The sequence below is a fragment of the Nitrospira sp. SG-bin1 genome, from assembly GCA_002083365.1.
In the GTDB taxonomy this organism is placed as follows: Bacteria; Nitrospirota; Nitrospiria; order Nitrospirales; family Nitrospiraceae; genus Nitrospira_D.
Genome location: LVWS01000013.1, coordinates 82,130 through 107,922, shown reverse-complemented (window position 1 = coordinate 107,922; position 25,793 = coordinate 82,130). Strand labels below are relative to the sequence as shown.

The 25,793-nt window shown below is 53.7% G+C and carries 30 protein-coding genes and 1 pseudogene; 14 read left to right on the top strand and 17 right to left on the bottom strand.

From position 1 onward, the window contains the following. Positions 1 to 241: 241 nt before the first annotated feature. The 3 genes and pseudogenes from A4E19_00880 (at position 242) to A4E19_00870 (ending at position 1,798) form a co-directional block, all read left to right on the top strand. Complete coding sequence (locus A4E19_00880; protein OQW36239.1) at positions 242 to 526, top strand: hypothetical protein; 285 nt, start codon at positions 242 to 244, stop codon at positions 524 to 526. Between the two features lie 3 nt (positions 527 to 529). After that, a complete protein-coding gene (locus A4E19_00875) occupies positions 530 to 754 on the top strand; it encodes a hypothetical protein (protein OQW36238.1) in 225 nt (74 codons plus the stop codon). 187 nt (positions 755 to 941) lie between these two features. Further along, positions 942 to 1,798: pseudogene (locus tag A4E19_00870) on the top strand (hypothetical protein). A 593-nt stretch (positions 1,799 to 2,391) separates the two neighbouring features. On the opposite strand, the gene A4E19_00865 reads toward A4E19_00870, so the two are convergent. Both A4E19_00865 and A4E19_00860 read right to left on the bottom strand, forming a co-directional pair. Beyond that, positions 2,392 to 2,730, bottom strand: coding sequence for a hypothetical protein (locus A4E19_00865; protein ID OQW36237.1), 339 nt, complete (start codon positions 2,728 to 2,730; stop codon positions 2,392 to 2,394). Beyond that, complete coding sequence (locus tag A4E19_00860) at positions 2,717 to 2,923, bottom strand: toxin-antitoxin system, antitoxin component, Xre family protein (GenBank protein ID OQW36236.1); 207 nt, start codon at positions 2,921 to 2,923, stop codon at positions 2,717 to 2,719. The genes A4E19_00865 and A4E19_00860 overlap by 14 nt, the downstream gene beginning before the upstream one ends. 65 nt (positions 2,924 to 2,988) lie before the next feature. Here A4E19_00860 and A4E19_00855 point away from each other — a divergent pair, with 65 nt between their 5' ends. After that, the gene (locus A4E19_00855; GenBank protein OQW36235.1) at positions 2,989 to 3,696 is read left to right on the top strand and encodes a hypothetical protein; all 708 of its coding nucleotides are present in this window, start codon (positions 2,989 to 2,991) and stop codon (positions 3,694 to 3,696) included. Further along, positions 3,693 to 4,673 (top strand): hypothetical protein, encoded by a 981-nt coding sequence (locus A4E19_00850; protein OQW36234.1) that lies wholly within the window; start codon positions 3,693 to 3,695, stop codon positions 4,671 to 4,673. Before A4E19_00855 ends, A4E19_00850 begins: the two co-directional genes overlap by 4 nt. 80 nt (positions 4,674 to 4,753) lie before the next feature. On the opposite strand, the gene A4E19_00845 is transcribed toward A4E19_00850, so the two are convergent. Beyond that, a complete protein-coding gene (locus A4E19_00845) occupies positions 4,754 to 5,695 on the bottom strand; it encodes a hypothetical protein (protein ID OQW36233.1) in 942 nt (313 codons plus the stop codon). A gap of 157 nt (positions 5,696 to 5,852) precedes the next feature. Continuing rightward, the gene (locus A4E19_00840) at positions 5,853 to 6,515 is read right to left on the bottom strand and encodes a hypothetical protein (GenBank protein OQW36232.1); all 663 of its coding nucleotides are present in this window, start codon (positions 6,513 to 6,515) and stop codon (positions 5,853 to 5,855) included. 138 nt (positions 6,516 to 6,653) lie between these two features. Between A4E19_00840 and A4E19_00835 the strand changes: the two genes are divergently transcribed. Genes A4E19_00835 through A4E19_00825 form a run of 3 tightly spaced genes read left to right on the top strand, consistent with a single transcriptional unit; the run spans position 6,654 to position 9,235 of the window. Continuing rightward, positions 6,654 to 7,601, top strand: coding sequence for a hypothetical protein (locus A4E19_00835; protein OQW36248.1), 948 nt, complete (start codon positions 6,654 to 6,656; stop codon positions 7,599 to 7,601). Between the two features lie 3 nt (positions 7,602 to 7,604). Further along, entirely contained in the window at positions 7,605 to 8,852 is a 1,248-nt protein-coding gene (locus A4E19_00830; GenBank protein OQW36231.1) for an MFS transporter, read from the top strand. Beyond that, positions 8,849 to 9,235, top strand: coding sequence for a hypothetical protein (locus tag A4E19_00825; protein ID OQW36230.1), 387 nt, complete (start codon positions 8,849 to 8,851; stop codon positions 9,233 to 9,235). The genes A4E19_00830 and A4E19_00825 overlap by 4 nt, the downstream gene beginning before the upstream one ends. Before the next feature lie 84 nt (positions 9,236 to 9,319). Here A4E19_00825 and A4E19_00820 read toward each other — a convergent pair whose 3' ends face one another. Next, positions 9,320 to 10,084 carry a hypothetical protein gene (locus tag A4E19_00820; protein OQW36229.1) on the bottom strand — a complete coding sequence of 255 codons (765 nt, stop codon included), beginning with the start codon at positions 10,082 to 10,084 and terminating at the stop codon, positions 9,320 to 9,322. A 466-nt stretch (positions 10,085 to 10,550) separates the two neighbouring features. Between A4E19_00820 and A4E19_00815 the strand changes: the two genes are divergently transcribed. The 3 genes from A4E19_00815 (at position 10,551) to A4E19_00805 (ending at position 11,944) form a co-directional block, all read left to right on the top strand. Then, entirely contained in the window at positions 10,551 to 11,189 is a 639-nt protein-coding gene (locus A4E19_00815) for a hypothetical protein (protein ID OQW36228.1), read from the top strand. Between the two features lie 93 nt (positions 11,190 to 11,282). Next, entirely contained in the window at positions 11,283 to 11,636 is a 354-nt protein-coding gene (locus A4E19_00810; GenBank protein OQW36227.1) for a hypothetical protein, read from the top strand. Next, positions 11,633 to 11,944 carry an XRE family transcriptional regulator gene (locus A4E19_00805; protein OQW36226.1) on the top strand — a complete coding sequence of 104 codons (312 nt, stop codon included), beginning with the start codon at positions 11,633 to 11,635 and terminating at the stop codon, positions 11,942 to 11,944. The genes A4E19_00810 and A4E19_00805 overlap by 4 nt, the downstream gene beginning before the upstream one ends. A 63-nt stretch (positions 11,945 to 12,007) precedes the next feature. Here A4E19_00805 and A4E19_00800 read toward each other — a convergent pair whose 3' ends face one another. The 4 genes from A4E19_00800 to A4E19_00785 all read right to left on the bottom strand — a co-directional run bounded on the left by A4E19_00800 (position 12,008) and on the right by A4E19_00785 (position 18,123). Further along, on the bottom strand, positions 12,008 to 12,268 hold the full coding sequence (locus A4E19_00800) for a hypothetical protein (GenBank protein OQW36225.1): 261 nt from the start codon (positions 12,266 to 12,268) through the stop codon (positions 12,008 to 12,010). Position 12,269: 1 nt separating this feature from the next. Beyond that, positions 12,270 to 16,343: a hypothetical protein gene (locus tag A4E19_00795; GenBank protein ID OQW36224.1), complete on the bottom strand. Its 4,074-nt coding sequence runs from the start codon at positions 16,341 to 16,343 to the stop codon at positions 12,270 to 12,272. 332 nt (positions 16,344 to 16,675) lie between these two features. Further along, a complete protein-coding gene (locus tag A4E19_00790; GenBank protein OQW36223.1) occupies positions 16,676 to 16,960 on the bottom strand; it encodes a hypothetical protein in 285 nt (94 codons plus the stop codon). A gap of 8 nt (positions 16,961 to 16,968) precedes the next feature. After that, positions 16,969 to 18,123: a hypothetical protein gene (locus A4E19_00785; GenBank protein OQW36222.1), complete on the bottom strand. Its 1,155-nt coding sequence runs from the start codon at positions 18,121 to 18,123 to the stop codon at positions 16,969 to 16,971. A 299-nt stretch (positions 18,124 to 18,422) separates the two neighbouring features. Between A4E19_00785 and A4E19_00780 the strand changes: the two genes are divergently transcribed. After that, positions 18,423 to 19,451, top strand: coding sequence for a hypothetical protein (locus tag A4E19_00780; protein ID OQW36221.1), 1,029 nt, complete (start codon positions 18,423 to 18,425; stop codon positions 19,449 to 19,451). 69 nt (positions 19,452 to 19,520) lie between these two features. Here A4E19_00780 and A4E19_00775 read toward each other — a convergent pair whose 3' ends face one another. Further along, positions 19,521 to 19,802, bottom strand: a complete 282-nt coding sequence (locus A4E19_00775) for a hypothetical protein (GenBank protein ID OQW36220.1) — start codon at positions 19,800 to 19,802, stop codon at positions 19,521 to 19,523. Between the two features lie 253 nt (positions 19,803 to 20,055). Continuing rightward, positions 20,056 to 20,304 carry a hypothetical protein gene (locus tag A4E19_00770; protein OQW36219.1) on the bottom strand — a complete coding sequence of 83 codons (249 nt, stop codon included), beginning with the start codon at positions 20,302 to 20,304 and terminating at the stop codon, positions 20,056 to 20,058. A 144-nt stretch (positions 20,305 to 20,448) separates the two neighbouring features. Here A4E19_00770 and A4E19_00765 point away from each other — a divergent pair, with 144 nt between their 5' ends. Next, positions 20,449 to 20,808, top strand: a complete 360-nt coding sequence (locus A4E19_00765) for a hypothetical protein (GenBank protein ID OQW36218.1) — start codon at positions 20,449 to 20,451, stop codon at positions 20,806 to 20,808. Between the two features lie 66 nt (positions 20,809 to 20,874). On the opposite strand, the gene A4E19_00760 is transcribed toward A4E19_00765, so the two are convergent. The 5 genes from A4E19_00760 to A4E19_00740 all read right to left on the bottom strand — a co-directional run bounded on the left by A4E19_00760 (position 20,875) and on the right by A4E19_00740 (position 23,432). After that, the gene (locus A4E19_00760) at positions 20,875 to 21,111 is read right to left on the bottom strand and encodes a hypothetical protein (protein ID OQW36217.1); all 237 of its coding nucleotides are present in this window, start codon (positions 21,109 to 21,111) and stop codon (positions 20,875 to 20,877) included. Between the two features lie 9 nt (positions 21,112 to 21,120). Further along, positions 21,121 to 21,534 (bottom strand): hypothetical protein, encoded by a 414-nt coding sequence (locus tag A4E19_00755; GenBank protein OQW36216.1) that lies wholly within the window; start codon positions 21,532 to 21,534, stop codon positions 21,121 to 21,123. Continuing rightward, positions 21,531 to 22,709 carry a hypothetical protein gene (locus tag A4E19_00750; protein ID OQW36215.1) on the bottom strand — a complete coding sequence of 393 codons (1,179 nt, stop codon included), beginning with the start codon at positions 22,707 to 22,709 and terminating at the stop codon, positions 21,531 to 21,533. The genes A4E19_00755 and A4E19_00750 overlap by 4 nt, the downstream gene beginning before the upstream one ends. Continuing rightward, entirely contained in the window at positions 22,684 to 22,938 is a 255-nt protein-coding gene (locus tag A4E19_00745; protein ID OQW36214.1) for a hypothetical protein, read from the bottom strand. Before A4E19_00745 ends, A4E19_00750 begins: the two co-directional genes overlap by 26 nt. Positions 22,939 to 23,084: 146 nt before the next feature. Beyond that, positions 23,085 to 23,432: a hypothetical protein gene (locus A4E19_00740; protein ID OQW36213.1), complete on the bottom strand. Its 348-nt coding sequence runs from the start codon at positions 23,430 to 23,432 to the stop codon at positions 23,085 to 23,087. Between A4E19_00740 and A4E19_00735 the strand changes: the two genes are divergently transcribed. After that, positions 23,409 to 24,284: a hypothetical protein gene (locus A4E19_00735; GenBank protein ID OQW36212.1), complete on the top strand. Its 876-nt coding sequence runs from the start codon at positions 23,409 to 23,411 to the stop codon at positions 24,282 to 24,284. The two genes, A4E19_00740 and A4E19_00735, sit on opposite strands and share 24 nt — an antisense overlap. A 180-nt stretch (positions 24,285 to 24,464) precedes the next feature. Here A4E19_00735 and A4E19_00730 read toward each other — a convergent pair whose 3' ends face one another. After that, entirely contained in the window at positions 24,465 to 25,772 is a 1,308-nt protein-coding gene (locus A4E19_00730) for a hypothetical protein (protein OQW36211.1), read from the bottom strand. Between the last annotated feature and the right edge of the window lie 21 nt (positions 25,773 to 25,793).

Here is a 25,793-nt window from a genome sequence, read left to right as displayed (position 1 = left end):
ACTCCACATAACTGGCAACGCCACATAACACAATCACCCCAGCGGCGATCCGACCCCCAGCCAAGAGGACCGCGCATTGACGCAACGACTCGTCAGCGCCGGGGAGTTATTGGGCATTCGTGTCCTGGATCATGTCGTAGTGGGGGAAGGGCGGCATGTGTCCTTCGCCGATGAAGGCTGGCTGCACGGTGAGAGGTGAGACCACCTTCTCACCAGTGAACATTCAGGAAAGGAACGCCACATGACAAGAGACCCACTAGGACGAGGAAGAGAGGACAGCAGCATGATTGCGGACACGCTCGACGAATTACCGAATACGAATGACGTAGAAGGTTGGCAATGCCCGGATTGCCAGAGCTGGGGACCGTTTACGGTTGACGCGACCAGGCGCGTGATGCTCAGCGAGGAGGGGACGTCCTTCCTTGAAGACGACGGTGCCACGGACTACGACGACCAGGCGTTTGGGATGTGCCACGACTGCCAGCGACAGGCACCCGTGGCGTCTTTTCGGCACGAAGGAGCGTGACGCATGACGAAACGAGACCAACGTCGATTCGTGAGCGATCTGTTGAGAAGTATCCGTCATGACATCCATGCCGCCATCAAACAGGACCTGATTCCCCGCTCATGGGACGGCATCGAGTTACGTGCATACATCTTGGACAAAGCCCAGCGCTCCCGAGCACATCGGGTGCTCGTGGGACCACGGGCGCTCGCCTACCGCAACCACGTCACGATTACGGCGTCCTTATGAGGCAGGAGACGATCATGGAGGATCCAGAACGACGATGACGTGAGCGCTGGACACGACAGGGTGTCGATCCAGCGACACAAGACCAGATCTTGGCCGACCTCACCGCGAAGGCTCAACGTGGCGCCTGGGTCGGGCCGTTTCAGATTCCATACGAAAGCCCGACAGCGGGAACAGAAAGGAAGACATCATGACGATTCAAGGAGACACCATCTTTGTGACTCCAGACGGTGACGCAGGACAAGAGCATGAGCTGGTTCCGAGCCTCAGCATTGCCAATCTGTTGCAGCAACGAGAGGCGGTGCTGACGCTCTTTCGCGAGGCACTCGACAAACTCGAGCAGGCCCACACTCTTGCGACTGCGGCACGGTTAGGATTTTCTGACCTCTCGATGGCCCGAGGGTGGCGAGGTAACGGCCTCCGTATGACGGGTGAGTTTGCCATCGAACGACACTGCTGGAGACGTTCCAAGCCTGTGTCGATGCCGGCGGATGGACCACACTCTTACACGATTCCGGCATGCGCTCGATCATGTCCGCATCGAAGAGAAAGGAAGTGGATGAGCAGATTCACGGCGCGAACGTGCCGGCGTTGACGCGTGACGCCATTCGCTCCACCTTCGCCACGCTCCATGACTCACGCGTGGATATGTTCGAGCAGGGTGTGATTGAGTGCTTTCGCCGCCTCTCGTGGGACTACAAGACCAATCTCCCGCAGAAATTCGGGAAACGCATGGTGATGACGTATTTGACTTCCTACGGCAGCGCCAACATGCGGCAGACCGATCATCTGGACGATTTGCTCCGCGTCTTTCACCTCTGTGATGGAAAGCCGGAGGCCGATCACCGGACTGGTGCCTATCGTCTCATTGCGGATGCGATGCAGACCACCTCAGAGTGGCCCAAGCTCGCCGAGAATGACTATGTCTCCATTCGGCTCTTTAAAAATCACAATGGGCATGTGACCTTTAAGAGGCCGGATCTTATTCAGCGGCTGAACCGGATCATCGCCACGCACTATCCCAATGTGTTACCGGAGCCGAAATGAACCGTTCTCACCTCGGCGCCGCCTGGTCACGAATCATCATGGCTGCGCCGCACGGTCTCTAGGTTCCGCTGAGACGAGATGGTTGACTCCCGCAAGGAGCAGAAGCACACTCAGGGGAGTCCATGTGAGGGACCGCATGAAGGCCACGATCAAGACGGTGCGGCGGCAAGGAGTTTGGACAACTGCGTCTTCGCCTCATGAACCGTCACAAGGTCGGGGCGCGACACGCCATGCCTGATCCCACTGGTCGTTCTCCCCGTCCCGCCACACAAGTAGGTGTATAGAAATCTAAGACCAACATGAGTGGGGGAAGGAGACCACCTCTCCTCGCTTTTCTCTCTTCACAAAGACTCGCGTTTCCTGCCCCCCACCAAACCAAAGGGGCGGAAACGCCTGATGGGTTAGAGTCCGGCTCGAGGACCCTTGCGGCTGTGCCACATGCTGATGTGGCGCAGGTGCCGGGTCGTCGAGCCGCACCACAGAGCGATCGTAACCGCTTCATGGCAGAGCTGAGATGCCCGACGTCCAGAGGGTAATCGGCCTACGTTCGGAGAATACGCGTGCGGAAAGGGTGTCGGACGTGTGTCGAGGACTTACCCGAGCATAGTCCGAAGAGCCTGGCGAAGCGCGGCTTGATCCGTTGCGGTGAGTCGGCCCAGTTTCTTGAGAACGAGGCCTGGGTCGATGGTCGTGAGGATCGGTTTGAGGACGGACGGCTTGAGCAATCCCGCCTCCTGCCAATCTTGCACCTGTACCTCACCCACGGAGAGGGGAGAGGGTTGCCGACTCGTGACCGCCATAATCAAGAGATCGGGGCGAGCCTGATGGTAGGCCGGGCTGCTGACTACGACGGCAGGACGGCGTTTGACGGCGGACTGATCCGTAAACGGGAAGGGGACTAAAACCACATCCCCGAAGTCATAACCGGTCATAGTCGGCGTCAGCGGGGTTGTCCCAGACCCGCGCGAATGCGGCGGTGGCTAACTGGCCGGCGGCCTGAGTCAGACCGTGCTCCTCGGCCTGACGGTGGGCGAGAAAATCCACGAAGTCTTCCACCTCGGCGACGCGTTCGGGAGGAAGATGCCGAAGTTTTTGAAGAATCGTCTGTTCCTGCGCAGTCGTCATTTGCGTGGCTCGCACTGTGCATCAGCCTACACGGCTCCGTACCGAAGATCAATGATTCCTCCGTTGTGCACTGGAGCAGCCAAGCCAGTGCCCAGGCGATGCTGTTCTTGGTCCGCCGTTTCCACAGTTTCCCGAATTTGAAGATTTTGGGCAGGATATGGCTGTCGCCAGCATTTGCATTGCACTGTCGCGCCTCTTCTGCTACACATTGGCAGCAGACGACCATGCCCAGCGCACGTCCTTCTCAACTGACCGTCGATCTCGGTGATCTCAAAGAACCGTGGGTCGAATGGTGTGCGCAGCAGCAGCTCACGCCGAGTGCCGCCCTGCGGCAGCTCCTGCGTCAGACCTTGCAGCGCGTGCCCCGCCCACGAGCCACGCCGCATCGGAGTGTGTCGCGGCGCGGTGAACGGGCGACGCGACAGATCAGCTTCCGCCTCACGCCTTCGGAGTATGTGGCTTTGTCCGCTCGTGCTAAAACCGAGGGCTACCGCCCCACGCACTGGCTCATTGCGTTGATTCGAGTTCAGCTCACGCGGCAGCCGTCGCTCTCGGACCCGGAACGGCAGGCCGTCGCCCATTCAACCAAGCAACTCCTTGCCCTGGGACGAAACCTCAACCAGATCGCGCGCGCCGTGAACAAAGCGCCCGCCCAACAGGCGGCGGTGCGGCTCGCCCTGCTGTCGGACCTCTCGACGCGGATTCGGACCCATGTGGACCAGATCACGGCCCTCACTCGCGCGAGTCTCGAACGCTGGGAGCTGCGCCCATGACCAAGCCGATGTTTCCGATTGATGCGACGCTCGACGAGTGGGGGAGCCGCTTATTTAACCTCGCGCCCGGTCCGCCTCCGCGACCTCCGAAACGGTCCACTTCGCCTGCGTCTTTTCGTGCGAGTGGCACCGGCAGTCGACTCAGCTCGTCACAGGCCCGTGCGGCCGCGGTGCGGCAGAAACTGCATGATCTCGTGCGACGCGCGCCGCAAGTGATGGTGAAGCTCGCGAAGGCGCCGAAAGGGATGCGCGGGATCTCAAACAACCTGACGTACATTTCGCGGAACGGCCAGCTCGATGTGGAAGACGAGGACGGCCAGCTCATCAGCGGGAAGGATGCGGTGGCCGACTTGAAGGCAGAATGGGAGCATGGCGGGACGCCGATCCCGGCTCAGTCTCACGCCCGTGATGCCTTCCATCTGGTCCTGTCCATGCCAGAGGGAACCGACCCACAGGGTGTGCAGCGCGCGGCGCGTGACTTTGCCAAGCGCGAATTTCCGACTCATCAATATGTGATGGTCCTGCACACCTTCGACACCGATCCCGATCCTCACCCGTCCGTGCATCCGCATGTTCATCTAACGGTGAAGGCCGTGAGTTTCGAGGGCACCAGGCTGAATCCGCGCAAACCCGATCTCCAACGCTGGCGCGAAGGGTTTGCCGAGGCGTTGCGGGAGCATGGCATTGACGCCACCACCATGAGCCGTCTCCACCGCCCGACGCGGGAACGTTGGACCGTGCGGCACCTTCATCAGGCAAGCACAAAGGGAAAGAGTCTTGAGCGGCTGAAGCGCACGACGCGACGACCTGGGAGAGCGCGGGAGGTCATGCGGAATTATGAGCAGGTAATGAAGGCCTTAGCGCGATCGGACCGGGGCGAGGATCGAGACCTGGCTGCGGACCTCGTCCGCTATTTCGACGAGCGGTCGCGGTTTGCGCCGAAGACTCATTCCCCAGACCGCGACCGGTCTTTCTAAAAGGCACATAATCGATGCGCTGATCGAAGTCCCCTCCGGACGTTCTCAGACATCTGTGGAGGCTCCGTCTGAATGATGCTCTAGCCTTTCTTCATCGCATCGAGGCCGGCCCGTAACCCTTTGGCCACCTTCTCGGCAGTATCGTCTGCCCAGAAATGCATGAAGTACAGATCCGGCGATCCATGCACCAGATGGTTGTGGAGGGCCGTGACTAAGATGCCATGTTCGGCCAGCGCCTTAGTGACCCGATTCACATCATCACGATTCATTACAAAGTCACCAGTTGCGACAACCTTGTTCCCCTCACCCGATTGGAAATTGATCGCGGTGGCCATGCCCATACTCGGAGGCAGCGTTGCTCCGTGCATTTTGATGGTTTCCGGTCTCGACACTGACACGTGCAACACGCCATCTTTGAGTTTCCCCGTGTGGCCGAGTTCCTTATCAATGATCCCAACGTCAAAATCATGCTCTTCAGTGGTAGGGCTCATCGCTGTAGGGGTCGCTTTGGCTGTAGGGGTCGCTTTGACGGGTTGAGATTCCATCGGCGTACCCGTGAGCCGTAAGGCTTCCTTCACAGCCATGGCCATTTTCCCTGCATCACCTTTGCCCGCAATGTGGAGAAACATGAGCTTGGGCGTCTCACCGATCAGATGGTTATGGAGAGCACTGACTTCAATGCCTTCTTGCTGCAGCTTCTTAAACACCGAGCCGACCTCTGGTTCTGCTAACACCAAATCTCCATCCAAGACCGCATCATTTCCAGTCTGCTTGAACGCAATCCAAGTACCCAGGGCAAAGCCGGGTCTCAGTTTGACTCCATTCAGAGAGACTGACAAATCCTTGCGCGGCAGCGACATCTTATAGACATCGTCCTTCATCTCGCCGGGCTTACCGAACGCCTGTTCGATCGCTTTGGTATCGAGGCTGCCAGCTAAGGTTGTGCCGGGGTGAAGAGAGACTGCAAACAAGAACACCATTCCCAATAGGCTTATAATGATGTTGGTGCAAGTGCGGTTCATAGTGTTCTCCCTTTGTGTTTGTTAGACGAACCCCTTCTGAATCTTATTAATCATTCTGCCCTGACACCACGGGTTATCACCCTGGTGTAGTCAAGAAATTCCACTGGCACAGTGCCATTTTGTCTCACGCAGTGAGCCGGGACACTGTGCACCGTTGTTATGGCATCACCTCCAACTGTAGATCGTCAAAATGCGTGACCGCGTCAGACTTCGTCCATAACCCAATCCGCCCATTATCAAAAGTTTCGTCACAGAGCCTAAATACCGGCCGCTCATCGAAGGAAACTTGAATGTTGCAACCTTCCATGTGCACGCGCAGCCGGTGCCACTCGCGAACATTAATGACATGGTCAAAATTCTGGAGCATGTGCCGCACCCCTTTGACGACTCGATAGATGCGGATGTTCTGTTCCAGAGGATTGGCGCGAGCGAGATAGTAATTGCGATCGTCAGTTGCCCGCCAGATGAGTCCCCCGCCCATGTCGGCCTTGCCGTCAATGGGCAACAGCTTGACGCTGAGACCGACATTTGCTGACTCTGTGCCTTGAATCAGAAATATTTTGTAGGCATGCTCCGCCCCCTTCCCTTGGAGCTGAGCCAGGACATGAGGTGAGCTAGTGGCCTTGTCGCTTGCGGTGACTTGCCAGTCGCCCGCTGGCCGCCCATCAAACAGCGTTCCAATGTGGAATTTGGATGGAATTTTCCCCGGCTGGTCACCATCAAAATTCCAAAGCTGCACTTCGGCAGCCGACGCGGTTGTAGCACTGAGCAGGAAAGTCAGCGCACTGCAGCACCAGAGTCCAATGGAGGAGGGTTTCATACAGGCCTCGTCTTTGTGTCGTTTCAATGTGTTCTGCATTGGGAAACATGATGTCGGCCGCCACTAACTACACTGTAACACGTGTTGCTTTTCTATGAAATACCCGTTAAATTCATTTCCTACTCGCGTATGAGCTGGATCGTCTTTTCCTATTCGCTCTCCGTCAAACGCGCATCGAGCGCCCGCGTCTCGTTTTGGCGCCGCTTGCAGCGGATGGGAGCCGTGACGGCGAAGGCCGGGGTGTATGTGTTGCCAAGTCAGGATGAGTGCGTCGAAGCCTTTCAATGGCTTGCCCAAGAAGTGCAGCAAATCGGCGGCGACGCGGTCGTGATGCGAGTCGACCGGTTTGAAGGGCTTCCCGATGCCAAGCTGGTGGAGTTGTTTCAGGAGGCATCCAGAGCGAAGTATGCCGAACTCGAAGTTGAAGCTGCAGACTTAGAGAAAACGCTGCGGCGTGGCAAGAAGGCCCTCGCCCACACGGAAGGGGTGGAGAAGCTGGAAAAGCTTCGCAAGCGGCAAGCGGAAATTGCCCAAGTAGACTTTTTCAACTCCCCGAACGCAGTCAAGGTGAACGACTTGTTACGGCGCATTCAGGAGCAGCTGAGGCAAGGCAATACAAAGGTGGCTCCGGTTGCCCTCAAGAAGCTCGCGGACTATCGCGAGGCGCGGTGGGTCACGCGCCCGCGTCCCCACGTTGACCGATTGGCCTGTGCGTGGCTGATTCGACGCTTCATTAATTCCACGGCAGAAATTCGCTATGCAGCTCGCTTAGAGACTGGCGAGGTCGGCTTCGACATGCGTGAGGCTGAGTTTGGACATCAGGGGAATTTCTGCACGTTCGAAACGATGATGAGCGTCTTTGGTCTGAAGGAACCGGGCCTGCAGGGTCTTGCAGAAATCGTCCATGAAATTGATCTCCGTGATGGCCGTTATGCCCGACCCGAAACGCCGGGTCTGGAACTGATCCTGAAAGGGTGGCTGCAAGCGGGATTACCCGATAGGGAGATTGAGCAGCGCGGCATTGCATTGTTTGAAGGTCTCTTCACCGCCTTGTCACGCATGAGTCGCCCAGCCCAGACGACGTGACCCATGTCCTCGAACCCATCGTCGATCGCCGGATTGTGTGTGGTCGGATTCCTCGCCCGAGCTTCTTATAGTCTGGCCCGCACACCGGTCCTTCCATTATTCGCCGCCTCCTTTGGCGTCGGTCCCGAGGCCATTGGCTTTGCGGTGGCCATCTCAACGGTGACCGGCATTTTCTTCAAAATGCCGGCAGGTGTCCTCTCCGATGTGATCGGCAGGACCCGCACTTTGCTCCTGGGCCTCACGGTTTTCGCCATTGTTCCTCTCGCCTATCTCTGGGTTTCTTCGTTCGAAGTTCTGGTCGTCGTGCGTTTTCTCCACGGATTTGCGACGGCAATCTATGGCCCCGTGGTCATGGCGGTTGTGGTCAGCATGGCAGGAGACAGGCGGGCCGAACTCCTCTCGTGGTTTTCCTCCGTCACCATCCTGGGCAATCTGGTAGGAGCACCTTTAGGAGGATTGTTACTGAGCCTCCTCGGTGGCGACTCCGGGCCGGCCCTTGAACATTTTCATATCGTGTATGGCGTCGTGGCCGCCAGCGGGATGGCGTCACTGCTGCTCGCGCTGATGATTCTTCCAAGAGCAGATGAGGCAATCACCGGCGGAAGGACCGTCGCAGCCGTGTTTAAGCAATTCCGTACTGCCATTCATGAGATTCTACTGGATCGTCGAGTGCTGCTCACCAGTAACATGGAAGGTGTGCAGAACCTTACGGTCGGAGCCTTGGAGGCCTTTCTTCCTGTGTATGCGGTGACAGTGTGCGGCTTATCGGCCTTTCAGGCGGGAACGTTGTGGGGTGTTCAGATTCTCGCAGTCATTGGCGCCAAACCGCTAATGGGTAAAATCTCCGACCGGCAAGGCCGGACACCATTGTTGTTTTGGGGAATGTTCGTGTGTGCGATTCCATTCGCGCTCATTCCGTGGACCCAGCATTACTGGACCCTTCTCCTCTTGGCGGCATGCTTTGGGCTTGGCGAAGCGATGGTCACGTCATCTGCTGCCGCACTGGTGGCGGACTTCTGCAAAGAAGCGCATCTCGGCTCAGCGATGGGAGCGTTTGGTACATTGTTCGATGTGGGCCATGCCGCCGGGCCGCTGCTGGCCGGGTTCTTCATCGGCCTGTCCGACAACCATGATTTTCGAATGGCATTTGCTGTTATCGCCCTGCTCGTCGTGCTCGCGGCGCTCGCGTTTCGAACAGGGGTCAAGGAAGGGAACATGTCACAGGTTCACTTAACAGGAGGAACACCATGATACCGATCGGCAGTGAAGACAAAAAACACTTTTCCCTGCGAGAGGCCGAGGAGTTCAGAGATCGCTTCTTCATCCGCAAACGACTCTTTGAAACCTCCGACATGCATTTCAACGTGTATTGCATCGCGCCCGGCCAACAGAATCCGTTACATCGGCACCCGCTTTCAGACGAGATTCTGTACTTCGTGGAAGGCATGGGCCAATGTGTGGTCGGCAAGGAATCGTATGCAGTGAAATCCGGTGACCTCGTCTTTGTTCCTAAGGACGCGCCGCATTCGATTCGAAATACCCATGCCTCGCACAATATGGTGTGTATTCTGGCGCAGTCGCCGTTGCCCTGCGAGCATGTGCCAGTGACTGGCGAAGCAGCGCCGCCCGGCTGATACGTACTGTGCTCATGCTTGTTGCCCTTCCCGTGGTTGGTCGGCTAACCGACGCCCGGAACGGAATGGGAATCTCCTTCTGAATCACGGCAGCTCCTTGATTCGCAGCCGCGTGAACTGTATGCGTGATCCATCGTGATGATTTTGTAGCCCAATAAATCCTTTCGGCGAACGGTTGGCGTTGTTGAGTTGGCTCACTTGCTGCCCGTCGAGGCGAACCGTAATCGTCGCGCCGTAGGCTTCGATTTCATACGTGTGCCATTGGCCGACCGAAGGCACAGCCGTGGATCCAGCAAGCTTGTAGATGGTCCCCGTGTTGTGCAGCGGATCTCCAAAGCTCGGCGGATTCGTGTCGGGATTCTTTCCGGTGTTATCGATCTGAATCTCGTAGCCTTGTGTCACCGGAATCGTCCAATCGTTTCCAGGGTCGGGAAAACGAATGAAAATACCGGAGTTGTCATCCGGGGTGGAGGTACGCCAGTCAACACGGAGGATAAAGTTTTTGAACTGCTGTCCCGTGAACCACAGCAGTCCAACTCCTCCGAACGATTCAATAATGTTGCCACCCAATTCGATGAAGCCGCCGGAACCAGCCATTCTCCAGCCAGAGATGCCGCCGCTGCCAAGTGGCATAAAACCGGAGTCTACGCCAAGAGCGTTGCGCACGATCGCTTCCGCGGTTCGGCGCGCGAGGGCAAGGGCCGTGAGTGAAGGATTTGCAGAGCCGAGCGTCGGGAAAATCGCTGGGCCCGCAACATACGCGTTCGTGACGTGATGAAACCGACCGTCGAGATTCGTCACTGAATCATTCGCGTTTTGACATTGGTCCAGACCACCCGTGTGGGCCATGTCGTCGGGACCGTCGTGCAGGGGAGAAAGCGCGTCTGCATACGTGGCTCCCGAGTTCCGACCGTCGGTACGGCTACCTTGGATACAAACAGTGTTCTGTCATAGTACGGCTCGATCGACACGCCGGCTGAAATCCCGTACGAAGTATACGGGGTGGCTGATGGAGAACCGCCATCGGCTCTTGGTGGGGAACGCCAAGAACTAGAAAAGACGGTAGCCGAGCTCAAACGGTCCAATGCGGAACTGGAGCAGTTCGCTTAGTGATGGGGGACTACTTGGAAGGGACAGCCTTAGAATGGGCACGAGATCATCAAGATAGGTCGACGTCATGTGTCAGAATGTTTTACGTTTAACTGTCTCGCTTTATGGGGAGCGTACCTCCAGAGATGCTTATCGCTAACCAATTTTGGCTTTTATGAAAAGCAGAAATTAGACAGAAGACCGCCCTCGTGCTACTCTCCAGGTCATGCCCGCGAAACCCTTCGTGAAGCATCCTCCCCGCCCGCCGTGGAATAAACGTGTGGCCGTGGGGCAGATGACCCCGCTCACCGCCGCCCAGGCCGCCGTGATTCGTGCCAAATTGACTGCCGAACAGAAGATTCGTGATCTGGCCCTCTTCAATACGGCGCTCGACACCATGTTGCGGGCCTCGGATCTGTTGCCTTTGCGTGTTAGGCAAGTCACCGATCATCGTGGGCGGATCGTGGAGGAGTTTCCGATCCGGCAGCGCAAGACCGGTCGGAGTCATGTGGTGGCGCTCTCATGGCAAACGCGCAAGTCGCTTGTTGAATGGATTGCAGTTTCAGGCAAAGGACCAGGGGCGTTCCTGTGGACGAGTATCGGGAATCGGAAGACCGGGGTGTATTTGACGCGGGAGCAGTATGCCAATCTGGTGAAGCGCTGGGTTTCGTACGCGGATCTGAATTGGAAAAGGTATAGTACCCATTCGATGCGCCGGTCGAAGTCGGCGGCGATCTATCAGGCGACCAAAGATCTGGCGGCCTGTCAGCATCTGCTCGGTCATAAGAACATCGGCAGTACCGCCCACTACCTCGGCATGGATCAGCGGAGAGCCCTCTCGTTGGCCAAGAAGATGCGAATCTGAGTCGTTGTGTGCTGGACGCACTCCCGAGTATCCGCTTGAAACTTGTTGTCAGATATGACAACATATAACCCTATGACATGTGCGGCGTAGCTGATGGCCGAGATCCTGAAGACACGCCCGATATCCTGGGTCAAGGCTGCGTTGAAGGATTTCCGGCGCTTTCCCGACGAGGCTCAAGCGGTTTGCCTCACAGCCCTGACGATCGCGGCTGAAGGGGGCAAGGCCGATCTCGCGAAGCCGCTCCAGGAATTGGGCTCCGGCGTGTTTGAGATCGCGCTGTCGTTCAAAGGCGATGCGTTCCGGGTCGTGTACGCAGTCCAATTAGCGCATGAGATTTGGGTGGTCCATGCCTTTCAGAAGAAATCCACCGCGGGTATCAAGACACCACGACGCGAGATCGAGCAAATCAGGAATCGACTGAAGAATTTGAAGGAGATGCGTTCATGAAGCGGAAAGAGGAATTGGAAATCGTACGTGGTAGTGGCAATGTGTTCCGGGATCTCGGCCGGAACAATGCGGATGCTGAACAGTTCAAGGCGATGCTCGCCAATGAGATCATCCAGGTGCTGGACCGGGAACGTTTGACAGTCCGTGACGCCCATGCCCGGACCGGCGTCGCCGCGGCTGATTTTTCGCGCATTCGTCACGCTGCTCTCGGGCGTTTCACTGCTGACCGATTGATCATGATTCTCAACCGTCTCGGGTCTCGGGTCGAGGTAAAAGTGCGGGTACGGCCAGCCAAGAGCGCTGCCTAAATTAGAGGTATCTAGTTCAGGCAGCACTGGTTTCATCAGTCCAGCTGTGCAATGAACGGACGGTTATTCTTGTTGAGCGGGGTTAACCAGGCGGGACATCAAGTTCGTCATGCTCGACGGAAGATCGTAGAAATTGTGCGTCAGTTTTCGTGAACCGATCCCGCATCGAGCGCTGACATAATTCTCGCGAGCGACGGAGCTGTCATTAGTAATAAATTCGAGATGGGGGGTCATCGTCCATAGCGGAAGGATACTCAAGATTCTTCGTAGAGCTTCATTGCGCAAATCTGAGACAACTCGAAGTTTGTCTTCCTTAAGAACCATCTTATAAAGCTAGTGCTTGTCTTGAGTCATCCAACCATCCTGCGGATGTGCGTCTACCAAGAGCGACTCGACCGACAAAGGAACTGTCGTTAAGGGAGTAGACCGCACCGGCATGCCTGCGTTGAAACCCGAGTAGCGTACGAACTTCAGCGCATACTGCAAGGTGCAATTTATCTGGCGAAAGTGAAGTGGCAACTATTCGGCATCGCCCCTTGCCCAAAGCGGCTTCAAGTTTCTGGGCTATTGCAGTCCATCTTTCGGGTTCATCCTCCGTTCTTCTGTTGCCATCAAGTAGATTGATAAGTACCTCAAGAGAAGGGTGCCTTCCGGATGTAGCAAACTCGAAATGAAGGGGGAGGTTAGTCAGCCAACAATTGCGAAGGTCTTCGGGGTGACATCTACGTCCGCTCCATAGGCAGGATTCTGCTTCAACAGGCGTGCAAAGCTTTCCAGTGGCGGATCTGATAGCAACTTGTTCTAGAACTCGCGCCTCAGACAAACTGCTGGTAACAAGGAATTTTCGTAAGGCCCGCTTTCCAGTTGCCGCACACCGCTCCATTTCTCTTGGGAGGGCCCGCTTCTTCGAAACAAAGCATTCTTCTAGGACTCCTGGCCTGACATAAGCATTGCTTATTGCGCATTGCTCGGCTTCCGGCACGAGAAGCGGCTGTCTGGTTTCCTCACACAATATAAACTCAGACTTGTGGCCATACTTTCCAGACACGACAGAGCGCAGCTGTTCATCTGCTCTATACCACTTGCCGGACACTTCGCTTATAGCAAGCTCTGTCTTCAGCGCCTCAGCCCCAGTAAAATCACAGCATCCAAAATGCTCTGCTTCTGCGCGCTTTCCACTTATTGCCGATGTCTTTAAAAAGCAATGCATAACCGGTCGGCCGCTCACCGTCGAAATCTCAAGCTGAGAAGGAAGTACTTTCTTGCCAGATATCGAACACGCTTGAAGAATACCGGGACGTGTAGGCTTGCCGGTCGATTCACACCGCTCGGCTTCGGAAGCCAGCAAACGCTGTCCTGTAACCGCACAAGTTATAAATTCTGAGACGTGGCCGGATTTACCGGAATAAGAGGATTGATCCTGCTCGTCATTCCGATATCGTTTTCCGGAGGCTTCACTGGTCGTTAGCTCAGAATTAAGAGCTTCTATGCCTGTAAAGTCGCATTTGCCAAAATGCTCTGGCTCGGCTCGCTTCCCGCTTATAGGTGATGTTTTTAGCAACCATTTAGAGACCGGCTGACCCGTGACCACGGAGTATTCCACTTCATCCTTTAGTAACCGTTTCTTGGTTGATGCACAAAGAACTGTAAACTCGGGCAAGGCGTATCTTCCAGAAACATCGGATTGCGTAAGCAGGTCTTCAAGTACGGATTGGCCAGAAATTTCGCATTGCTTGAAGCATACGGAGGGAGCTTTTCGTCCGCTCTTGGCACATGTCATCAGCTGAGGGGCATCGATTAAAGTCGGATCGTGTGGGACGAGAGCTATTGTGGTCCCATATTCCTTCTCCCCTTCCAATTTAAAACGAACTTGTACCTCGGCGCGCCTATAGACTTTCCCTTCTAAGGCGACAAGGCTCATTTCAAGCCGGGGGGTAAATTCATCTTCGAGCTTTTTGGCCCTTCGCCGATCCTCTCCCGCGGCTCGAACCTCCTCGTCTCGTCGTTCTAGATAAAAGCGGCAAAATTCGGAAATGCCACAGTCATTCTTGGCATCTCTTACAATGCGTTCCAACTTCAGCCCTATGTCTCGTGGATACTGAATTATGTGTGGTATTGCATCGAATCCTCTACGCACAAAGGGGGTCATGTGTTCTGCTCCAGAACATCGCACGTCGACAAGCCTTTCGTAACTGTCATGCGCGACTGTAGCTCGAACTCGAACCGTCGCATTCCCATCAAAGCATTGGCTCACGGTCTGGATATCTGTGCCAGTTAACGAGGCATTGAACGATTGAAGCCAACCGGAAGAGATTTCACTGCAACGCGTGGCAGGGTGATTATCAAGGTCCTCTAGATTGTACAGCGCAGAGCTTACGACTCGATGAACAAGGTCGAGGAATGGACCTGTCCCCGGTTCGTATAGGACGCTTCTCATCTCTTTGTTGGACTGATCACTAAAGGAGATGTATTGGCGGTCGCGATTCTCTTCAACAAGGACCATCCCATTTGCGAGCTCAGTGACCTGCGCACCAAGGACGCGAAAAGCCGAGATTGTGAACTCACGCGGCTCCATCGATCGTGTGACCACTGGTAGCCTCGGGGCTCGTGGACCGGCGTAAGCGGCACCATCCATTCCGCCGAGCAGTGAATTGATGTTTTCTTCCTCCCGCGTCAAGGTTTGTTTTGCATCCTCAATACTTTGTTCGGCCTGACGAGTCGCTTGCTCGAAATCTTTTCCTGCAAGGGCAGCAAGCACGAGTTGGCGGATTTTCTCATCGAAACCAGTAGGGCCTTCCTCGTCTCCCTCGTCAATCCCGACGGCCTCTAGAAGAGCCTCGATATCTCCAATCGCATGTGAAGCTAATTGAAGTTTCTCCATGAGCCGCCCAACAATGAACTCTTCAAATGTCCCGCCCAGGATAATGTTAAAGATAGCCACGCTGGCATGGTCAGAGGCGAGACGCTGGATTCGCCCAATGCGCTGCTCCACGATCATGGGATTCCAAGGCAGGTCATAATTGACCAACACGTTCGCGACCTGAAGGTTGATGCCCTCGGAGCCTGCTTCGGTCGACACAATTACATGGCAACCCGGTGGCGTTTTCCGAAACCCGGCAAGCGTTTCTTGGTTACGAGGTCCGGAAGACCCATTGATCACTCCGATCTTTAAACCATGCTTTTCCAAGAAGGCTTGAATCGTCGTTTGAGTCTCACGCCGCCCCGTGAAGATGACAAGTCGCCAGCGCTCAGGATTTTCACCTTTCAGTCTGTCAATTAATGCCTCCAAGCCTAGAAGTTTTGCGGTCAATGGCATTTGCGTGACGAGCGTGCTAACCGTCTGTGCAAGCTCAAGCGGAACAGTGCCATTTCGAGCCATGTTCTCTAGTTGGGTCTTAAGGGCTTCAGGGCTGCTCGTGAGTGCCTGTAATATAGAAATTTGTGCCAGCCGATTTAGTTTCTGGATCGGCTTAGCAATCGTTCGAATGAGTTCGAGCTCGGCCGGGGTCGGTTCAACCTTATGCATCTGGACTTTGCGGTCGGGGAAGTAGAGTTTGGCATCCGCGCGCCGAATTCGAGACATGTAACCATAAATAATGGAGCGAAATTCATCCCTTGCTTCTAGCCTCAATTGGCGCGCCTTCTCACGGCTGTCAGCGATAAATTTGCGGGCAAACATCCCTTCGCTGCCAAATGGGTTCTGATGTCCCCTCGCGACCGTCAACAGATCGACGAGCGAGTAAAGATCCCAGAGACGATTTTGGATCGGTGTTGCGGTTAACATCAGGACATAGCGAAACCGGCGATCTTGGAGCGCCGCTCGGAAGCGTCGAGCAACCTGTGGCGGAGACTCTACGCCATATAAATTTCTGAGCTTATGAGCCTCGTCGAGAATGAGCATTTCGAAACGGTCACGTGGAATGTCGTCGAGGTACAAGCGAGCGGAGTTGTAGGTCGTTATGATGGCGCCATGCTCTTCTGGCTCTTTACGAATGAGTTCTCGACCTGTCGCAATCGTCGAGGGGATGCCAAATTTAGTCGCGAGTTCTTCTTTCCACTGAGGTCCTAATAACTTTGGACAGACAACGAGGAATTTTGAAAGGCGCGACCGGGAAATCAGTTCGCTAACAATCAAACCTGCACTAATTGTTTTCCCAAGTCCAACGTCATCGGCGAGTAACGTGACGGGGAGGCGGCGACAAAACGTGATGAGATTTGTGACCTGGTGCTGGTATGGACTAACACAGTCGTGCCAACGCGATTCTGACTTAAGGTCATCGCGCTTCTCTATGACTATGGGGTCTAGTAAGTCCCATTCAAGTCCGGCCCTATATACAGTATATTCGAGAGGTGTGGTTGCTTTATGAAGTACGCGAGTTTGGAGGTTAGCCTCTGACATATGGTTCAAGCTCTGTCACGACTTACAGGTGATAAATTGCGCCAATTCGTACGCCTAAAGGTTGTGGAAAGCAACAATACAGATGAGGGATTGCGGCTATAACTTATGGAAAGCGTGTAATAAACGTCTTCCAGTTTAGAACAGCACTCTATGGTTAAAGCCCAGGGAGTCCTGTCGCCGAGTGACTACTAATTGTGGGGCGATCATGGGCTGATGAAACGGGTTTAGGCCGCGTTCGCCAACACACCGCAGGTGAATAGACTGGTAATGGGGTACATGCCATGCTCGCCTGCTAAGAACGTTCACGTTCCGTAGGACAACAGCTGCGCGAACTAGCGGAGGGCCTGTTCGAAATAGTCCTTCACTGCGGCCATCGCAAAGCAGTCATCCTCATTGTAGGCCAGAATCCGTCGCAGAGGAGCTTCATCCGTCGGGTTCGCGAGGTATTGATTGTACCAGGCGATTGAGTTGGCTCCGGACGGATCTGGATCGCGCCACGTGAAGCCAATCTGCTTGGCAATCTGTTTGATCCCATAGGAATAGGTCGGCCAGTCGGAGTAGGCCACGATGAGATCACTGTAAAGGTCATACTCCTTCCCTTTGTACGTCTCCAGCACAGCTGGATCTAATTCATATCGTTCCATGAGCTGTTTGAGGGTGCTCCGTTCTTTGTGCGATAAACGTAGTATACGTCCTCACCGGCCGTGAGCAGGAATTCCCAAAAAGCTCGCACGGTCGCTTCTTCATCATCCGGTTGCTTGGCGAGGAAATACTGAAAGACAGGGGCCCTCCCCTGTTCCTTGATCAAAAGTCCAAACAGATAAGTCACGCCGCGCGTCGGATCATCTTCGATGTCGAAATACACCTCGCGAATCCGTACAGGGAAGGTGAAGCCTGGTCGAATCTCCGGTTTCCCGGCCAACCGGACTCGAGCACGCTCCTTCATCCGCAGCAGCGATTCTTTCCCGGTGCGTGGAATCTTCTTCGGCGGTTTCAGATATTCGTTCACATCCATGGCCGCGATGTCATGGATCGTCTTGAGCCCGACCTCCTTGAGGCGAAACTTGACTTTCCCCACGAAAAACAACCCCGTGGGATCAGCCTGTTCGGTGACCCAACGTTCGCAGCGCCGATGCCACGGGCAGAGTTGGCAGTTGCTCCCAAGGACCGGTTCGGATGTTTCTTGTCCGGAGATCAAGCGCTGCGCCTCGGCCAGCGCTTCTTGAAAGTTGTGTTCGAAGTCGGCGACCGTGAATTCTTCGAGCTGTTTCTCGACATTTACAATGCGCCCAAGAGAAAGAGATGTTCCCTGGATACGCTCTAACAACACGCGGTAAAAGAGGATCTGGAATGCGTAGTGTTCTTTGAAGTGTGTCCGTTTTCCATCCCGTTCTTCCCAGCCCTTTCCCGCTTTGATGTCAATGGGTTCGTAGCCATACGGGCCAAACCGAGAAGAGAGATCAGTTCGTTTGAGCAGCAGATCAGGTCGTCCCACGAATGACCCGTCCACGAGGCACCCTTGGTAGATTAGGTCTGCCCCTTCCTGCATCAGTCGCTGCGTCTCCACCCATGCCTCTTCAATTCCATACTGGCAGAGATCTGAGACGGCCAGCTCGCCGAGGGTGCCAATGTACTCATGCTCAGTTTGAAGGCCTAGCTCCCAGAGCAGTTTGACAAAGGAGCCGACCTCGCTTCGGTCCTTGGGATCACCATTCGCATCGAGGTACACGCGATGCGCACACTTGGTGATGTTGTAAAGGGCTTGAGCGGTGATGCGCATGGAGAGGGGGCAATCCTCGGAAAATTTGTTCAGTCGATTACGGGAGGAACTGAGGTCTTGTCAAGAGGTAGGAAGTGAAATAGGGGGCGAAGTGCTAGATTTTAGATCGAGGCAGAGCCCGCCACACATGTTTGTACTCTTTGTCCGCTGAAATACTCAAACATGACAATTTATTTTATCATGTTTAACATGGCAAGCGATTTCATAGTGGCGGCAGGCAGTTGATTTACAGGGTTGATGATATTTAGAACGTACCGTCGCCTAGACACTGCTCCTTGGCCTCATGGAGAAACCGCTCTTTGTTTAAAATTCTTATTGATACCTGCGTTTGGCTCGATCTTGCGAAAGATTACCAGCAACAGGCCATTCTGTCCGCGCTCGAAGATCTCATCCGGCAAAATGAAATAAGCCTGATCCTCCCGCGCACCGTTGTGGAGGAATTCGATCGCAACAAAATCCGCCTTATCGAAGAGAGCAATCGAAGCCTTTCCAGCACATTTAAGCGAGTTAAAGAAGCCGTCGAAAAGTTTGCCGACCCAAAGCAAAAGACCAGGATGTTACGCCAGCTCAATGAAATCGATCACCGTATCCCCATTTTAGGTGATTCGGCCAACGGCACGATTAACCGGATTGAGAAGCTATTCGCCCGCACGCCGGTTCTTGATATTTCCGACGCGGTAAAGCTCCGAGCGGCTCAACGAGCGATCGATAACCGCGCCCCTTTTCACAGGCAACGCAACAGCATGAACGATGCACTTCTTATCGAAATGTATGCTGAAGTTTCCGCGAAGCCATCTTCTCGCATCCGCTTTGCCTTTATCACTCATAACACCAAAGATTTCAGTCATCCGAACGCTACCACCAAACTCCCCCACCCTGACTTGGTTGCTTATTTTTCACGGTCGAAATCGCTTTACTTCACCACCCTCGGCGAGGCGTTACGCCGCGTACAGCCCGAAACATTTGCCGATCTCATGATTGAGCATCAATGGATTGAAGAACCGAGGCGACTAACTGAGATTCTCAATGCGATCGAGGAACTTACTACAAAGGTTTGGTACAACCGTCACCAGGTCTGTCGTCAAAAAATACAACTCGGCAAAATCAAGATCGTCGAGAAGGAAACATTTCCGGTAAAAGACCATCTTCGCCGTCCTATTCAACGTGACGTTTGGGAAGGCGCACTCAAAGCCGCCGCTAAAGTCGAAAAGAAATACGGATTAAAGAATTTAGGCCCTTGGGATGATTTTGAATGGGGAATGCTCAACGGCAAACTATCCGCCCTCCGCTGGATGCTTGGGGATGAATGGGACATGCTGGATACCTGATCCGCCATCCCGAACAGGTCTTCAAAGTGCGGTATTAATATTGTGAATTCAGGAGACGATGTTTATCTCCTAAAACTTGTCCTCGTGGTACATTTTTTTAAGTGCCATCACATTGCTACGGTCTAACTGAAAATCAGAATTGCCGCTTTCCTCGTGGACTGCAAAGTGGATTCCCTTGCCATCTGATGTAAGTGTAGCCGTTGCCTTAATCTCCATCTTGTCAGGCTTAGGATGATTCCCATCGTAAACCCAAACCTCACAATTCTTTGATTTCCGCTCTAAGAGCAAATTAAGACGGTAAAAAGTGTCAGGATCTTTGTAATCTGGAACATATGCCTTTTCGCTAGCCACAATATTTTCTCCTTGGTTGTGAGTAGTAGGTCATGGTTTTAGTATAGGGGAGTTTTTCAAAAACGTATAATTAGGGAATCAGCCACCATGTGCGGAAGGTATACAAAGACGATAACCCCGGAACTCATCGCGCAGCAGTTCAAGGTTGATGAGCCGATGCCTTTATTCAAGGCGAACTACAACATTTCCCCCACGCAAAGTGTCGTTGCGATTCGCCTGAAAGCGGAGTCGGCCAGGCGGGAGTATGTGTTACTCAAATGGGGTCTGATTCCAGGTCTGGGCGAAAGAGGCCAAATTCGGCAACCAGTGCATCAATGCCAAATCTGAAAGGGTCGCCGAAAAACCCGCCCGGGCGCATCGAGGCGGTAACGGCTTCAATATCAAGCTTAAGAGCCTGCCTATCGATGGTGAACTCACCATCTATCCCCTTGCCGATCTCATGTTTACGGGTTTTTGTGTTCCCGGCCTCCTCACGTACCCCCAGCGGGCGGGGTATCGGCATTCTAGCCACCGCGCCTTGCTGTCAATGACTCTTGTTTGGTTTCCCCTGAAGGTCTCCCCCCAAAAGCTATGACAGCCGCGGCTTATGCGGCGGCTCTTTGCCTCTTCGCCCCCGCCGTGGGATAACAATTATAAGGAGGCCTTTATGAGCAACACGAAAACCCTAACGGCCGAAGCTCTTCGCCAGTTCTCTGGCAGCGAGACCTTGTATCGGTATTCGCTCAACCGCAAAGTGCTGTACACGGAGGGGGCGCAATATCTGGCAGAACAAGGGGGGCCTACTAGCTGCTATCGCAATTGCGCAAGCACATGTCAACGCGGTGGCTGCAGAAGAGTTCCAGGTCTGGACGCTCAAAGTGAATTCCGACTCCTCTGCCTGCTCACCTGTGACGATGGAAATGGTCACATTGTGTATGATCAATCTGTACCATATACAGATTTCCCATTGCCGGAAGTGAAACCGTACTTCTGCAACAACGTCATCATGCTGCCGGGCGAGTATTGACTAGCCATACCCGCGGGGCTTTGGCCTTGCGGGTTTGTTCTTTGAGAAACGTTATTTGAAGATGATCTAGTGCTTCCTGTCCTTGGGCGGATTCGGATCGTTACCATAGCTATCGCTATCCCTGATGGACCCATCCTTTCTGTGAATGACCACCTCCAGACCATCCTTCTTAGCTGTTCCTACTGCTCTATTAATGGCAGCATTCTGCGTTCTGTGGGTGGAACTTACACGTTCGGCACCTTCCTTTCTTGTAGCCCAACCGTCATCATGCGGCACTACATGGATATCTCGCTTTTTCGACATAAGCCCTCCTTATTGGTTAAACAACCACTTCATCAGCTTATTCCAGAGACTATCCGACGGCACCGTTGGAACCTTCCCCGTTTGGAAATACTGCTCCTTCTCCGCTCTTTCATAGGACCTGCCTGCTTCGATCTCTCTTTTCGACCACTGAGAAACCCAAATCACCCTGTTTCGCTTTATCCAGTAGTGTGACTGACACTCGAAGCTCCAGTTTCCAATCGACGGGTGGAGAGAAACTGTCGTTCCCTCGAAATTTAACCGCCAATCTGTAGGACCGATTGGGGTGATAACTTCCTTGCCGCATCCACAGCAACACTTGTGCGCCGCCGTGCCGAATATCTTACACACGTAGAGCGTCCCGTCTTCCAGCTTATTGGGGATGTGCTCCACAAATTCATGCTTCAGTACGGTCCTTCGCTTCATGGTCGATCGTCATTCGTCACAGTATTGCCATCGATTGTATAGGTGCTATGGTGCTCGTTCTCAAGATCGAGATAAAATCCCATCAGCTTTTTCCATTTAATAACGGCTAATGTGGCGTTCAAAGCGTTTAGATCTGGGATCTGTATATTCCTGGAATAGTCGTCATTGCCGTCACCCTCTAAAGAAGACACCCGTTTTTCAACATGGTCGCGCTGTTTAACCGTACTCGTGGTGACCCGCAGAATTCCTATGAGGCTGCCATCGACAAGCTCAACTCCCATGCCAACATCTATAAAACCAATACCGAATTCTTCACATTTCTTGATGATGAGCCGTTTCACAGCTCCCCCATCAATGCACAAGAATACGAAATCCATGCCACGGAGTTGCTCAACCGTTGTAGCGTCGATGTGGTATTCGTGCGCTACTATACCGCGCCGCATCTTCATGTACCGATTCCTGTAATAGATTACCTTCTTTGGCGATTCCTGCAACTCTTCGATAGATGCCGCTCCCGGTGATCTGAATGCGTTATGCTGCAAAAACTTGTCTCCATCAAACAGATGGATCTCTCTAACCGGGGTTTTCGCAACCAAGTCCAATACGTATGAACCTGTCCCTCCTAAGCCGACGATCGCAATCTTTGGAATCTCCAGCTTCATCATAACCATGCTGATACCGGCTCGGCTTGAGGCTGTATCGATATAGTTGAAGACACATTCATCTGCCTCTGCCTGAACGACCGGAAAGCCTTTGGCTGTTACGGTCGGATCAATTGCTTCAGCAGGACCTGACAGTATGGCCGCATATGTCGTTATTTTGTCATAATAATCGCGGTAACCGCCGCTTAACGGCTTCGCCGAGAAAGAATGCTGCACCACAAGGCCTTCCGCGAGCTGCTGTGGTCCGCTGGCGTGACGTATTTTCCCCAATTCTGACCCATCTCTGTTGCAAGGATACTCACCCGCAAAATAGGCCACATGCGTATCTGGTCTCGTCGTCACGTCTCCTGCAAGATTTAGTTTCGAAACTAGCGTGCCACGCTTGATCTCTCTCGCGGCATTCACATATGGAATGTTTCCAACCACCAAATGCCCGCTTTTCACCCGAACATCATATCCCTCATCTCGAATCCGTTTTAAATCAGGACTACGATTTATTAGTAGCTGTGACATTGAAGATCATGCCCTCCTTGATCTTGACCGTTTCGCCCTCCACTAGCGTCCCTTCCGGCTTGTTCCCTTCACCCTTCCTATAGGTAATCGTGAAGGCAACGTTCTCACCTGTCGGTGGATTATCGAAAGCCAGTGCGACGATCTGGGCATAGGTCAGTTCCCTTTCGGTCACAACCTTGGCGCGGCCGTTGACGATAATGGTGAACTGCTTCTCGTGATCTTCTTTCATATGATCTTCCTCCTTGCTTATAGTGAAATGGTCATCTACAATGAGACGAATTCGTCAACTGTAAACCCAAATAAAAAGCCCTCGCTGGGCCATGCCATAACCGTCAACTTTAATTATACTAAATCGTCATGCCACAATCAAGTCCATCAGAAATGTTTCCGGACCGTCTCCGCAGTGCAAGAGAGTACCGAGGATTCAGTCAAGGCGAGCTTGCCAAACGCGCTGATCTTCAGCCTTCGGCGATTTCTCATTTTGAAACCGGTGCTCGGAAACCATCCTTCGATAATTTGCGTCTTCTCGCGGACACGCTCGATGTCACAACCGACTACCTGCTCGGTCGCGTCGATGACTTCACCGCTCTGGCCGATGCTGACAGGCTTCATCGGCACTACAACGCGCTCCACGGCGACGACCGCAAATTTGCCGATGACCTCATCGAGCTGCTTGCAAAGAAGTCGCAGGGGAAATAGATGCCGAAGGACGAAGACTTTCATTTTGCAACACGCGCTGCCGAAAAACTCATTGGAGACTTGGGGATCACTGCTTTGCCCATCGACCCTTTTGCGATAGCCAGCGGCCGCAAAATCGAAATCCGTCCAAAACCTTCCTCCAGTGCCGGCGTTTCTGGAATGCTCATCCGTGTCGGGAACTTCTTTGCCATCGGCTACGCCACACATATCGACAACATCCCGTTTCAAAGATTTAGCATCAGCCATGAACTCGGCCACTACTTTCTTCCAGGACATATCGATGCAGTGCTAGCCGAAAGCGATGTACATGAATCACATGCCGGGTTCACATCCTCCAACAGCTATGAAGTAGAAGCAGATCATTTTGCTGCCGGCCTCCTTATGCCTAGCCACCTTTTTCTTCCCATACTTCGTCGCACCGGTACAGGCTTAGCTGCCATCGAATCACTCGCCGATGCATGCAACACATCGCTACTCGCAACAGCCATCCGCGTGATCGACTGTACCGGCGACCCGATGGCCATTGTTGTCAGCACCGCCAACAAAATCGATTATTGCTGTATGTCAGACGCCTTTAAAGAAATCGAAGGTATCACCTGGCTTAAGAAAGGACAACCAGTTCCGCGCACTTCAGCGACTTTCCAACTGAACCTGGACTCAAACAAAGTTCAACGTGGTGCACGAACCCAAGGCACGGCCAATCTCCAGGAATGGTTTAGTTGCGACCGGAATATTGAAGTGACAGAAGATGTGGTCGGGCTCGGCAGCTATGGCAAAACACTCACTGTCCTTTCCGACATCGAGCTGCCTGACGAGGAAGAAGAAAAAGAGGAGGAAGATTTAATCGAATCCTGGACCCCCCGTTTCCGTCATTAGTATAACGACAGTCGAGTTACGCCAGTCAGTGCCATAGCGACCTCTACCGATTTTTTACCGCTCACCTTCTTCCTTTTTCGCCCCTACCGACAATTCCGACTCTCTTCTTGACCATCTTCACGAACCGTCTCTTGCAGAAAGGTACGGGGTTTCTCTTTGGAATCTCTTCCCCATGCCTTGTCATTGAGGGCTATTGAAGATCATTGAAGGAGATTGAAGAGGGATTGAAGAAGATTGAAGGGTACGAGTTATACGTTCTAGATTCTTCGTTTTACGGATATAGTTCAGCATTTTGAGCGCGGTCGCGTTTGCATCAAGACGCGTCCGTTCGGCGACTTCAATAAAAGCATTATCATGATTCGTGACGCGGAACCGGAGGCGATATAGGCCGGCGATCATGGCCTGGCTACCGGTTGGAACAATGGCCAGATAATCGTATGGGTGCTCTTCCCAATGTAAGGCTTTCACCGTGTCCAGATAATCCACCCCAAGCCCTTGTTCAATTTCTGGTTGGACTGGCTCGAACTGGCTTGGGCTTCCCAGATCACACAGAATTTCGGCGTCATTAGGAATGTTGCCGTATGGATTTCCGTTGCTGAATTTAGCGGGAATAGGGTTGCGATTCAGGAGAGCAACCATTTCGTAGACAAAGCCAGCCGATAGTAAAGCCTTGATAGCGGTAAAGCAGGCATCATTATTCGTTCTGCCACTATCAACGCGGTCAAACAGATCATGATCTCCTACTATTGAATTACTTTCACCGCGCAGGACGCGGTATTGTCCGTATATCGTCTCTTGTAGCTTGTAGGAGTTCCACGAGAACCCATGAGGCGGGATTCCATACCAGCGGTCGAGGTCTTGGCCAGCATACAAGGCTAGTAACAGCCGCGCAGCCACATTTCCACAGTTCTTGAGCTGTTGTAGCGGATTGGCAAAAATCCCATCTTCACCATCTCCGAATACTAGGCCGCTTCCAAACCAGACTCGTTTATCGAGTGGTTCCCCGAAAGTCGGTAACACATGTCGGATTCTTCCTCGTTCAATCGGACCGTCGGGCAACTCCCCACCCCGCTCTTCTAGCCATGCCTCCCGTGTGTAGACGAGCGGCTGCGTTGGAAGTGCCGGCGTCGAATCCGTTGTGGGGATGGAACGTTGTTTCCTCTTTCCCTTCAGCACCGGAATAGTTGGTGTAGGAGTAACGGCCGGAGTTGTTTCAGCAGCCTGAATTGGTGCTCGAATGGTGCAGAGGTTTGCAATGGCGTCCGCAGCACGCTTGCGGTTAAAGCGGTCTTTGCCGCCGCCGACAGCGTTTTGTATAGCGGTTACACTAGCAGAGCTGAATTGCCCTGTACCTTCAGTGTGAGCGGCTAGTTTTAGATAGGCTCCAATGGTAACGGCGTCGGCGCGAGCATCAAGCAACGCCTTTATTGCCGCGTGGGGAACAGCAAAAGAACTACCATCATTGGGGCTACTTTTGGTGTTAGTCATCGCTTCACCCTGCGCAAATTG